Annotated in this window: 7 protein-coding genes; 3 read left to right on the top strand and 4 right to left on the bottom strand. The window is 64.0% G+C overall.

Annotation, left to right across the window (positions count from 1 at the left end):
- Positions 1-2,169 (bottom strand): bifunctional polysaccharide deacetylase/glycosyltransferase family 2 protein, encoded by a 2,169-nt coding sequence (locus tag AB4Z38_RS11310; RefSeq protein ID WP_441429790.1) that lies wholly within the window; start codon positions 2,167-2,169, stop codon positions 1-3.
- Between the two features lie 587 nt (positions 2,170-2,756).
- The gene (locus tag AB4Z38_RS11305; protein ID WP_441429789.1) at positions 2,757-7,595 is read right to left on the bottom strand and encodes an NAD-glutamate dehydrogenase; all 4,839 of its coding nucleotides are present in this window, start codon (positions 7,593-7,595) and stop codon (positions 2,757-2,759) included.
- A gap of 196 nt (positions 7,596-7,791) precedes the next feature.
- Between AB4Z38_RS11305 and AB4Z38_RS11300 the strand changes: the two genes are divergently transcribed.
- The 3 genes from AB4Z38_RS11300 (at position 7,792) to AB4Z38_RS11290 (ending at position 10,782) form a co-directional block, all read left to right on the top strand.
- Positions 7,792-8,760 carry a magnesium transporter CorA family protein gene (locus tag AB4Z38_RS11300; RefSeq protein ID WP_441429788.1) on the top strand — a complete coding sequence of 323 codons (969 nt, stop codon included), beginning with the start codon at positions 7,792-7,794 and terminating at the stop codon, positions 8,758-8,760.
- 32 nt (positions 8,761-8,792) lie between these two features.
- Positions 8,793-9,377: a histidine phosphatase family protein gene (locus AB4Z38_RS11295; RefSeq protein WP_441429787.1), complete on the top strand. Its 585-nt coding sequence runs from the start codon at positions 8,793-8,795 to the stop codon at positions 9,375-9,377.
- Between the two features lie 91 nt (positions 9,378-9,468).
- Positions 9,469-10,782 (top strand): alkaline phosphatase family protein, encoded by a 1,314-nt coding sequence (locus AB4Z38_RS11290; RefSeq protein ID WP_441429786.1) that lies wholly within the window; start codon positions 9,469-9,471, stop codon positions 10,780-10,782.
- Positions 10,783-10,826: 44 nt separating this feature from the next.
- Here the strand turns inward: AB4Z38_RS11290 and AB4Z38_RS11285 are convergent, their stop codons facing one another.
- Both AB4Z38_RS11285 and AB4Z38_RS11280 read right to left on the bottom strand, forming a co-directional pair.
- Entirely contained in the window at positions 10,827-11,942 is a 1,116-nt protein-coding gene (locus tag AB4Z38_RS11285) for an AI-2E family transporter (protein WP_441429785.1), read from the bottom strand.
- 62 nt (positions 11,943-12,004) lie between these two features.
- Entirely contained in the window at positions 12,005-12,457 is a 453-nt protein-coding gene (locus tag AB4Z38_RS11280) for a DUF1003 domain-containing protein (protein WP_441429784.1), read from the bottom strand.
- Positions 12,458-12,477: the final 20 nt, after the last annotated feature.

Raw genomic sequence — 12,477 nt, 5'->3', positions numbered from 1 at the left:
CTACGCTTGGCCCTGCGAAGCCGGCGGCACGCGCAGGCTTCCATACCTCTCCATTCGGTGCCACCGCAGGTGCACGCCCGCCAAGGCCGTGACTACCGACTGGATGACAACGAGGTACATGAGCTGCCGATAGACGAACTGCTGAAGCGGAAGTGTCCACAGTGGGCGAAGCGACTCATTGTCGAGCCGGAACGCATAGGCAGCCATGAGGAATTGAACCAGGAGGAAGGCAAGCCAGAGCGCCGCGATACGGAGCGGATCAAGAAAAACCAGGCCGTAGATGGCGAAGACATCCACGACCGGCGCAAACAGCGGCAGCAGCACCTGCAGGACGAGCAGATAGCCAAGTCCACGTCGCCCGAGCTTGCCGGCCGCCCCGCCTTGCAGGACAGCGCCGCGGTGCTTCCACATGGCTTGAAGCGTGCCATAGCACCAGCGGTACCGCTGCTTCCAGAGCGCTCCGAGGCTCGCGGGGGCTTCGGTCCAGGCCCTCGCATCATCCTGGTACACGACGCGCCAACCGTCGCGGCACAGCGACATGGTCAGGTCCGTGTCCTCGGCAAGCGTGTCGTCGCTGACTCCGCCAACCCGGAGGAGGGCATCGCGCCGGAAGGCCCCGATAGCCCCGGGAACGGTCGGCATGCACTCCGCGAGGTCGAACAACCTGCGGTCCAGGTTGAAGCCGACGACGTACTCGATGTGCTGCCAGGCGCCGAGGATCCCTCCGCGGTTGGCGACCTTGGTGTTTCCGGAAATTGCGCCCACCCGAGGGTCGGCGAAGGGCTGAATGAGGGCGTGGACCGTTTCCGGTTCGAAGACGGTGTCGCCGTCGACCATCACCACGAGTTCGTGGCTGGCAACGGCAATCCCGGCATTCAAGGCGGACGGTTTGCCGCCGTTCTCTTTCCGGATCAAAACGACGCCCGGCAGGCCGAGCCTTTCGACGATGTCCGCGGTTTCGTCGGTCGACCCGTCGTCAACCACGATGATTTCTACCGGATGGGTCGAGGCGGCGATTGATCGGACCGCGGCTTCGATGCCGGCTGCCTCGTTGTACGCGGGGACGATGACGCTGACCGGCTCGGTGATCTCGTGCCGGACCGGCACGTCCACCCGGCGTCGGCTGCGGCCGGCCGCCAGGGAGCGGCGCGCGGCTCGCCGGTGGCGCGTTGCGAACACCACCACGAGGACGGCCCGGACAACCGTCACAATTCCGGCCGAAACGAGCGCCCACGAAATGGCGGCGATGAAGAAGTCGCTGAGCCGTATTCCCCATGCCAACGCGGTTCCGCTGATCTGCTCACCGGCCGAGGCATCGCGCATGCTTGCGATCCCGACGGCGTCGCCCGCCGTGGTGACCCGGAAGCCTTGGTCCGCGAACTTCGTGAGGACGGAGTCGAGGGCCGAGACTGTCTGTTCCCTGTCTCCACCGCCGTCGTGCATGAGGAGCACCTGGCCCTGCGGGCCTGAAGGGGTGAGGTTCTTCTCGATCGCGGCTACGCCGGGCCGCTGCCAGTCCTCACTGTCCTGAGTGGTGAGCACAGTGAGATAACCCCGGTCCGCTGCGGTGCGCATCGCCGCCCACGTCCCGTCCCTGACAGCGTCGTTCTCAGAGCTGTACGGCAGCCGCAGGAGCGTCGAGGCACGGCCCGTGATGCCGGCGATCACCTGCTGGTCGCCCTGGACCTCAAGCTGCTGGCGCCACGCCGGGGCGCTCCCAAGGTCCGCATGTGTCAATGTGTGCACGCCGATCTCGTTCCCGTCAGCAAGGATGCGGCGCACGAGGTCGGGATTGTCGATGGCAGCCGAACCGACCACGAAGAACGTGGCATGGACATGGTGCTTACGGAGGACATCGAGAATCTGGGGCGTCCAGACCGGGTCCGGGCCGTCGTCGAACGTGAGGGCGAGCGTGCGGTCCGGCGGACCGACGGTACGAACGGTCCCGCCACGCGAATCGACCACCGGGCCACCGTGAGAGACCGCGTCCGGGACACTACTCGCGGAGCCACCCGCGGGCACCGAGTCGTCGGCGATCCCAGCGAGGTGATGCATGTACCCCTGCACGACGAGTGAGACACCCAGTGCCAACAGGACGGCCAGAAGGATGAACCAGTGCGCCCTGACACTGACCGGAGCAGTGCGCTTGCTCAGGCGGCGCGCACTCACGGGTGAGTCGGCGTGGACGGTCGCGTGGCCTGGCCCGGAGCTGTCCCGCTCTTGCCCGGACTCGTCGGCGACGTGCTCGGCGCGGGACTGGCAACTGGTGCAAAGGGCGAGCCATGCTGCGCGGCGGCACCGTTGATCGGTTGTGCCGCAGCGGGCGAAGGAGGAGTCACCGGAACACCGAAAGCTGCCGGCGTCGAAGGCACAGGCAATAGCCCTTGGCCAGTTGGGAACCCGTCCGCGCTGGAAGCCGGTGTCGATGGCGATGACGGAAGATCACGGGCTGCCGGAGCCGCCGGTGACGCCGCGGGCTTCGGGGCGGCCGGCAAAGGTAGGAACGGCGCCGCAACGTTGGGCCCTCCCATGAACGCAACCAGCAGGAGGATGACATACCCAGCTGCGAGCCCAAGGGCTCCTAGCCCGATAAGCTTGAGCCTCCGCAGGCGTCGGCCTGACGCGTCGACGAAAACCGGCCCACGTGCAGGCGCGGGCTGTGGCTGATCGGTTGTCTCTTCAAAGGCTGCCATCGGGCACCAACCTTAGGCGATTTTAGGTCTGTATCACAAAAGCGTCACGGCTCAAGGGTCGAGTTAGCCCTTCGCAAGGGTTCGCAGGAGTTTCAGGGCCACGGAGATCGAGGCGAGGTCCACCTGCCCGGGTTTGGTGACCTCCACGAAGGTGTCCTTGATCCTCCCCAGTTGCTCCTGGCGTCCGCTCTCCCACTCAACAATGCGTTCCACGGCAGAAGCGCCGGAGATCCCACTCGCCTGCGTCGTCCGCATGATGGAAATTGTAATGTCGACGACGGCGGAATAGGCGTCGTCACGCAGAGCTGCGCGGGCCAGGGCTTCCCACCGGCTTTGCCGCGGCAGGTCAGTGATGCGCAGCAACAGCGTTCCCACACCGATCCAATGAATGACCGTGTGGTACGTGTCGGCGATGGTGGTGAGGGGTTCATCAACCTGCTCTGCCACAAGTGAGATGTCCAGGAGCGAGAAACTCTCCAGCAAATCGGAGGCGCGCCGCCCCAGCTCACCCGGCATCCCGACGTCGTTCCAATGCGCCAGCCGCTGTTTGGCGCGGTCAAGGTCCGAGCCGCGCAGAAATTCCGTGGTCCGCGTGCGCAGCAGCTCCAAGCCCGGCCCGATCCGTGCCAAGGCTTCGGCGATGGGTCGGTCCCGATGATCGTGTGTCACGTACCACCGGGTTGCCCGGTCGAGGAGCCGGCGTAGTGGAAGGGCCACCGCGGCGGAGTGTTCGCTGGGAAACCCGGGAGGCAGGCTGGCGATCCGGTCCACGAACCGCTGCAGCCCATAAGCCTCGCGGACAACCACGAAGGCCCTGGCCACGGCCGCGGCCGTTGCAGTGGTTTCCTCGATGGCGCGGAAGGCGAACGTGATCCCTCCAAGGTTGATCATGTCGTTGGCCACTACTGTGCAGATAATCTGCCGACGCAGCGGATGGGAGTCCAGTTCAGCATCAAAGCGCTCGGACAGCTGGCGAGGAAAGTAGCCTCGGAGGACCCGCTTGAACCAGGGATCGTCGGCGAGCTCGCTGCCAGCGAGCTCCCTGGCCAGTTCGATCTTTGCGTAGGCGGCAAGCACCGAGAGCTCCGGCGAGGTCAACCCGGTGCCTGCCCGCAGCCTGTCCTGGAGTTGTTCCGTGCTCGGCAGCCGCTCCAAAGCGCGGTCCAAGTCCGCGGCGTTCTCCAGCCAGTCCATGATCCGCTCAAAGCCGGGACTCAGCTCCAGCGCCAAGTGCCGGTCGTTGAACAGGAGGACGTTCTGGTCCCTGTTGTTTGCCAGGACCAGGCGGCCTACTTCGTCGGTCAGGGAATGCAGGAAGCCGGCACGTTCAGCAGACTCCATGTTCCGTGCCGCAATCATCCGGTCAACGAAAATCTTGATGTTGACCTCGTGGTCCGAGCAGTCCACCCCGGCCGAGTTGTCTATCGCATCCGTGTTAAGCAGAACGCCCTTCAGGGCCGCCTCTATCCGGCCGCGCTGTGTGACGCCCAGGTTCCCGCCCTCGGCCACGATCCGGGCCCTCAGCTCGTTGCCATTGACCCTGATGGCGTCGTTTGCTTTGTCGCCCACATGCGTTTGGTCTTCTGTGGATGCTTTGACGTATGTTCCGATGCCCCCGTTGTAGAGCAGGTCCACGGGCGCCCGGAGAATGGCCTGCATCAGCGCGTGGGGAGGGAGCGAGGCCGTTCCCGGCACCAGGCCGAGGGCAGTCCGTACCTGCTCCGTGATCTCGATGGCTTTGGCCCGGCGGGAGTGGACACCCCCGCCTTCACTGATCAACGAAGGATCGTAGTCGGCCCAGGACGAACGGGGAAGACCGAAAAGGCGCTTGCGTTCTTCGAAGGATGTTGCCGCGTCGGGGTTCGGATCAAGAAAAATGTCCCGATGGTCGAATGCCGCCACCAGACGGATATGTGGCGAGAGCAACATCGCGTTTCCGAAGACGTCGCCGCTCATGTCTCCGATGCCGGCCACAGTGAAGTCCTCGCCCTGTGAATCCATGCCGAGCTCGCTGAAATGGTGTTTCGCGGATTCCCACGCGCCGCGGGCCGTGATGCCCATCTGCTTGTGGTCATATCCCACGGATCCCCCGGACGCGAACGCGTCGCCGAGCCAAAAGCCGTATTCCTGGGCAATCGAATTGGCTGCGTCTGAAAACGATGCTGTTCCCTTGTCCGCAGCAACCACCAGGTAGTAGTCATCGCCATCATGTCGCACCACGCGGTCCGGGGGCACCACCGATTCGCCGTGCTCTGAGACGAGCAGATTGTCCGTGAGGTCCAGCATGCCCTTGACGAAGATCCGGTAGCATTCCAGGCCTTCAGCGAGCCAGGCCTCGCGGTCCGTGACCGGGTCCGGCAATCGTTTGGGATAGAAGCCTCCTTTTGCCCCGGTGGGCACAATGACGGAGTTCTTCACGTTCTGAGCCTTGACCAATCCCAGGACCTCGGTCCGGAAATCCTCACTTCGATCGGACCAACGCAAGCCCCCGCGCGCCAAGTCCCCGAAGCGCAAGTGGACGCCTTCCACCCGCGGCGAGTAGACCCAGATCTCGTACTTCGGCCGCGGAAGCGGTGCACCGGTGATTGATGCAGGATTGAGTTTGAAGCTCAGGTGGGCCTTGTCCAGGAAGTAATTGGTCCGCGTCGTGGCTTCCACGAGGTTCGTGAAGGTGCGCAGCAGACGGTCTGCGTCGAGGACCGGGATGTCGTCGATCGCGCCCAGCAAATCCTTCTTTGCCACAGCAACGTTCCGTATCCGGTCAGGCTCGTCCAGTCCGGGATCGAACTTCGCCTGGAATAGTGCCAGGAGCGCGCGCGTTGCCCGGACGTTGCTGGTCAGCGTATCTGCGATGAAACCGTATGAGTTGGTCGTCCCCAGCTGCTGGAGGTACTTCGCATAGCTTCTCAGGATTGCGGCCTGCCGCCATGCAAGCCGTTCCCGGATGACGAGTGCGTCGATCCGGTCGGATTCGGTGTCCCCCCGCATGGCGGCCGTGAAGGCATCTGCGAGCAGTTCGCTGGTTTCCGCAGGGTCAACACCGCCGGGATACTTCACGCCGAGGTCGTAGAGAAACAGGTCCTGGCCGGCACCGCGGCGAAGCTCGAAAGGCCGCTGGTCCAACACTTCGAGCCCGAGGTTGTGCAGGAAAGGCAAGATCTGGGTCAGGCTCCTGGGCCTTGTCAGGTAAAGGCGGATCCGTGCGTCCTCGACGAGCGTGCTCGAGGCGCCCGTCCTGACGTAGACCGTGAGCAGCGGATCCCCATATGGTCTGCCTCCTGTACCTTCCAGGTCGAACGTCTCGAAATTGATGATGTCCGTGACCGCGGCTTCCACGTCGTAGACCGCGCGATAACTGGCGGGAAATGCGTCCGACCAGAGCCCGGCGAGCCTTGCGGCCTCTGCTGCCGGGAAGCGGTCACGGATCGCAGCGTCGAGCCCGTCCGACCAGGAGCGGGTAGCAGCGATCAGGCGCCGCTCGAGCTGGGAAGGGTCGACGACGTCGGTATTGGACGATGGCGCGTCAGGCGCGGCACCGGCATGGATCCGGAAGAACACCCGGGCCATGGGTGACCCGGTCAGACGGACCTCGAAATCGACAGAGTCCGCTTTGAACGCCCTCCTGAGTTCTTCTTCCATCAACAGCCGGACCGCCGTGCTGTAGCGGCGGCGCGGGAACAAGACGAGCGCGGACACGAACCGTCCAAAGCTGTCCGGACGAAGGAACACGCGGATCCGCTGCAGCACCTCGGCACGAAGAATTTCGCCCGCCAGGCGGGCGAGCTCCTCCGCTTCAACGTGGAACAGTTCGTCCCTTGGAAAGGTCTCCAGAAGAGCCATCAGTTCCCTGGACTGGTGGGATCGGGGCGTAAACCCCAGTCTTTCGCTGACTGCCTGGACTTTCTCCCGGAGTACCGGAATCCGCAGGACCGACTGGTGCGCGGCGCCGGGCGTGAACAAGCCCAAGAAGCGTCGTTCGCCGGTGTCACGGCCGGCCTCATCGAACATTTGCAGGCGCACTTCGTCCAGGTACGAGCGCCTCAGGACCGTGGACCGCAGCTCGGAGGTGGCAAGAGCGCGTGCTCGGGGTTCGCGGATATTGGGTGCGCCCGGCCCGGCGCTTCCGGCGACGTCCCGATGCGACCGCCTCAGCAGACCCAGCGCAGAGCCTTGCCGTTCGGCGAGCACTTCCTGGCCGCCCGCCGTCGTAAGCTCAAATTCGGCGTAACCGAGAAACAGGAAGTTGCCGTCGTCAAGCCAGAGGAGCAGTTCTCTCAGCTGTTCCCGCGGCGGAACCACAGCGCGAGGGAATCCGTCCACCGAGGCGGCTGCTTCGGCGACCTTGCCACGGATGGCGGCCGCGTCGTCAGCCACAACCCGAACATCATCCAGCACCCTCTGCAGGTTTTCTGTCAGTTCCCTTACAGCCGCCGCATCCGGCAGCCTGCCGATTTCCGCCGTGATCCAGACCTCGGTTTCCCCGGCCTCCGGTGCGGTCCCTCCCAAAGCGCCGTCCGCGGAAGTTCCAAGGCAGACTTCCAATAGCTCGTGGGACACCGGATCCCGAAGCACCCGGAAGGCCGGATGAACAAGCAGGTTGATCGACGTGTCGTCGCGGGTGAGCTCCGCCGTGACGGAGTGGACCAGATACGGGATGTCCTCAGTCACCACCGCGACCACGCTGGCATCCAATTCGGTCAAGATCCCGACGGCCGCCTGCCTGGGCGCGCGCGACGACGCCACTTTCAGATGGTGCGCGGCCCGCGCCCGGAGCGTCTCGGGACTGTAGCTCCGCAGATCCTCCGGGGGCACCCCGGCGTAGTATTCGGCCAGGAAAGTTTCGCTGGACTCGAGGGAACCCGCTGATTTCGCCTGCTCCGCCGGCACCGATTCGCGTGTCATGTCAGCGCGCCTCCACTGCGGGTGCCACTCGCAAACTGGGGTTGACGATCCAGCCCCCGCGCCTCCTTCATCATGGCTGGCCGCACCGACCCCGTCCAGTGCTGGAAAAAAGTTGTCAAGAGCAAGAGCACGTCCCGGCAGGGATGCCCCGCCGCGCAGGAAGCACGGATACGCGTCCCGTACCATGGGGCGGATGGTGTTCATACGGCTATACCGCGAAGGAAAACTCGAACGCGACGATGTCATGGCACACGAGATCGAAGCCCTGTCCCGCCAGGATGACGTGGTGCTGTGGATCGACTACACGAACCCGACGGCGGATGACCTGCTCGGCGTCGAAACCGTCTACGGGCTTCACCGACTCGCCGTCGAGGACGCCGTCCACGACTTTCAGCGGCCCAAACTGGACCGCTACCCGAACCACCTGTTCCTCTCTGCCTACCAGGCGGCGTTACAACCTGGCACCGGGGAACTGGCTGTCGCCGAGATCTCGGCATTCGTGACCCACAACGCACTGGTGACCGTGCACGGGCCCGAGTTCGACACCGACAAGCTGATGGCGCACTGGGACGCGGAAACCGACCTGGCCCAACACGGGGTACCTTTCCTCTTCTGGGGCCTGCTGGACATGATCGTCGACGGGCACTTCGATGCCGTCCAGGAACTCGACGGCTACATTGACTCCCTCGAGGAGTCGCTTTTCGAGGACCACTCCCCCGACCATGACCTGCAGCGGAAGACCTTCGAACTCCGCAAGAACCTCGTCCGGCTCCGCCGTGTCGTCCTGCCCATGCGTGAAGTCCTGAACACCCTCCTGAGGCGGGAGGACCTGGTCGGCTGCAGCCCGGCAATGCAACCCTTCCTGCAGGACGTCTACGACCACGTGCTGCGTGCCTCGGAATGGACGGAATCGCTCCGTGACCTGGTCACGACCATCCTGGAAACGCACATCAGCATCCAGGGGAACCAGATGAACCTTGTCATGAAGAAGGTCACCAGTTGGGCCGCGATCATCGCGGTTCCCACTGCCGTGACCGGCTTCTTCGGGCAGAATGTTCCCTTCTTTGGCTTCCAGAGCGATTACGGCCTCTGGCTGTCCAGCGCACTCATGGCAGGCGGTTCAATATTCCTGTACCTGGCGTTCAAGAAGCGGGACTGGATCTAGCCCGGAGCCCCTCCCAAGGCAGAATGGAGGGCATGCCCCTTACTACGTTCGCCCTCATCCGCCACGGCCAGACCGACTGGAATGCCCAGCGCCGGCTGCAGGGATCCACCGACATTCCGCTGAACGACGTCGGCCGCGGCCAAGCGCGCAACGCCGTCGCCGTCCTTTCCGGCTACGAGTGGGACGTCATCGTTTCGTCACCGCTGAGCAGGGCCGCCGAAACCGCGGAACTAATCGCCGGAGGCCTGGGGCTCGGCGTGGACCGGCACATGCCGGAGCTCACCGAGCGCCGCTTTGGACCTGCCGAGGGCCTTCAAGCAGGACCTGAACTGGACGCACTGCGCATTCCCGGTGGCTTCCGCGGCGCGGAAAGCGAGGACGAGGCAGCCTCCCGCGGCCTGGCCGCGCTGGAGTCGCTGGCCGAGGAGTTCAGCGGCCGCCGTGTCCTTGTTGTCGCCCATGGGACGCTCCTTCGCTTAAGCCTTGGCCGCGCCGTCGCCCGCACTCTGGACAGCATCGACAACGCTGCGCTCAACCTCGCCCGCCACGATGCGATTGACGGCTGGCAGCTCGAATACTTCAACGGTGAACCCGTCATGGCTGCCGTTCCCGCCTGAGCAGCACCGAGCCCAAGGCATATCCTCCAAGCCAGCGGCGTGGGAGACTGTTCAGCACGGACAGGAACTCTTTTCGAAGGGGATGGTCGCCGTGCCGGCAACTGGTCTCAATGCCGTCCAGCACATCGTTGTCTTGATGCTTGAAAACCGCTCATTCGATCACATGCTCGGATACCTCTACGCCGATTCCGCCAATGTTTCTCCCGCGGGAGACCCGTTTGAGGGCCTGACGGGCACAGAGTCCTGCCCCGGCTCCGATGGCAGTCCGGCCGGGGTCTATCCGCTGACTTCCTCGACGCCCGACGTCTACTTCATGCCGGGCGCCGACCCCGGAGAGGGGTATCAGGCAACGAACGAGCAGCTCTACGGCAGCGCCGGAGCGCCGCAAGCCGGGACTGTTCCTCCAATGAACGGTTTTGGGACCAACTATGCCGGGGCCATCAGGGACAACCTAGCCAAGGGCTGGCATGTAGTGCCGGGGACAACCGAGCAAATGATCATGGGCTGCTTCACCCCGCAGACACTGCCCGTGTTGTCAGCGATGGCCAAGGGATTCGCCGTCTGCGACGCCTGGTTCGCGTCAGCTCCCACCATGACGATGCCCAACCGTGCCTTCGCCTGCGCCGGCACCAGCCAGGGCAACTTGGATGACAAGGCCAAACGTTTTACCGTGCCGAGCATCTTCGGGCATCTGGGCAACCATGGCATCCCGTGGAAGATCTACGGCGAAACCAAGTCGCCCCTGACGAAACTCGACTTCGACGACACCCGGCATGCTCCGGCGTCGAACATTGGCCTCTTCACGGGCTTCCAAGCCGACGCGGCGGCCGGGAAGCTCCCCGCATACGCCTTCCTTGAACCGTCCTGGTCCTCGACGGGCAACAGCGAACACCCCAACTACAACGTCGCGCTCGGAGAGCAGTTCCTGCTGGAGGCCTATCGCGCCGTCCACGATGGGCCGGCCTGGAACTCCACCCTGCTCATCGTTACGTATGACGAACACGGTGGCTGCTACGACCACGTCGCCCCGCCATGGGGCGCGACGCCGCCGGACAACACGCCGGGGGAATTCGGCTTCGATTTCACCCGTTTCGGGGTACGTGTACCAACGGTCCTGATCAGTCCACTCATCCCCGATGGCACCGTCTTTCGAGCGCCCGGTTCCGTCCCGCTCGATCACACCAGCATCCTTGCGACCATCGAACATCGTTGGAATCTGCCGGCCCTCACCCGCCGCGACGCAATGGCGCCCGACGTCGGCGGGGCCCTGAGCCTCACCGTCCCGCGCATCGACGACCCCCTCGCGGACGTTCAAGCACCCAGTCCCCCGCCGACCACGCGGGCACTCGCAGAACAACCGTCCCACCTGCAACAACTGCACGACGAACTCCTCGCGCAAGCGTAGGAACGGGTGCAACCATAGGATCGTGCTTTGGCTGTGAGTCCGGTTCAGCCCGCGGTTCCATCGGCGGGGTCGATGCCAGCGGGCGCCATGTCGCCTCGCCCGGTCCACGTCTTGATGGCAGTCCAGCCGACGGCGGCGGTCGGTACGGCCAATAGGGCGCCGATAATGCCTGCGAGCATCGTGCCGATGGCCAAGGCCAGCAAAATGGCCAGTCCATGAATGCTCAAGACCTTGCCCATCAAAACGGGTTGAAGGAAGTGGTGCTCCAGCTGGTTGGCCGCGACGAGGACAGCGAGGACGATGAGCGACGTCACCGGACCGTTCGAGATCAGGGCGACACCCACGGCGAGTGTACCGGCGGCTGTGGAACCAATGATGGGAATGAACCCGCCGACAAACACAAAAACGCCAAGGGGCAGGGCAAGCGGGACGCCGAGGATGGCCAGGACGGTCCCGATGATCAAGCCGTTCACCGCTGCGATGAGAGCCGTGCCCCGGACATAGCCTCCCAGAACGGTGGCGCTTCGTTCCGCGGCCAGGTGGGCCTTCCCGCGGTGAGTCGCCGGCAGGAATCCGAAGAGGAAAGTCCTGATCTTCTCGCCGTCCTTGAGGAAGAAAAACAAGATCACCACCATGAGAACCAAGCCGGCCAGGATTTCACCGACAGTGCGGGCACCGGTGAGCGCTTCGGCACCGAACGTGCTGCTCTCGAAGAAGCGCTGGATGGAATCGGCGACGGAGCGGAGTTGCTCGTCGCTGACTTTGAAGGGGCCGTTGTTCAGGAACTGGTGCAATTGGTCTATGCCGGCAGTGAACTTCACGGCAAGCTCCTTGGATTGCGCCCTGATAAGGAAGACGATTCCGGTGATAACTCCGCCGAAGACGGCAAGGATCCCCACGAACGATGCTGCGACGGCGAGGGCCCGGGGCCAGCGGTGAGCAGTCAGCCAACGCACAAGAGGCGAAATGGCCGAGGCAAGAATGAGCGCGATAGTGACCGGGATCATGACGAGCGGCACGCTGGTCATCGCCCACAGAATCACTGATGCCAGGGCGATGACCAGGAGCATCTGCCCTGAACGGATCCCGGCGCGGCCCAGGCCGTCGGACCACATCGCCGACATTGTGGGTTTGTCCGGCGAATTATTGCTTTCAGCCATTGGGTTCCTTCCTGGTGGTTCCGGCAGTGGAGGCCTCGCGGTCGTGCTTTAGGAGTTGTGTGTTAAGAACGGTCCAAGCTCTTGCCCGCGGACGTATCGATCCTGACGTTCCCTGCGGACGCGAGTAGCTGCAGCTCCCGAAGGATCTCCAGTTGCTGACTGTTGATCGCCATGAGCAGATCGATCTCTTCTTTGGATTTCACGTTGGTGTCATGATCGTGCCGGGACATCACCGCGGCAATCGCATCCTGGCGCTTGGCGGCGATGAGAAGGATGGCTCCCTGCAGCCCTGCCAGCATCGAAAGGAAGAGGTTCAACAAAATGTACGGATAGGGATCCCAGGCGTTGTTCGCCAACGCCCAGCTGTTGATGGCTGCCCAGAGGACCATGAACCCGACAAAGCCGCCGACGAATGGCCAACTGCCCATGCCGTTCCGCATGACATCCGCGGCGCGTTGCCCCTTCGTCAGTGATTCCTTATGTCTTTCGTGCCAGGTCTTTCCCTTATCGCTCATGCCTCACCCTAACGGCGCAC

This window comes from Arthrobacter sp. 2RAF6 (assembly GCF_052115205.1).
Classification (GTDB): Bacteria; Actinomycetota; Actinomycetes; order Actinomycetales; family Micrococcaceae; genus Arthrobacter.
Note: the sequence above shows the minus strand (reverse complement) of the source record. Positions and strands in the feature narration are given on the sequence as shown.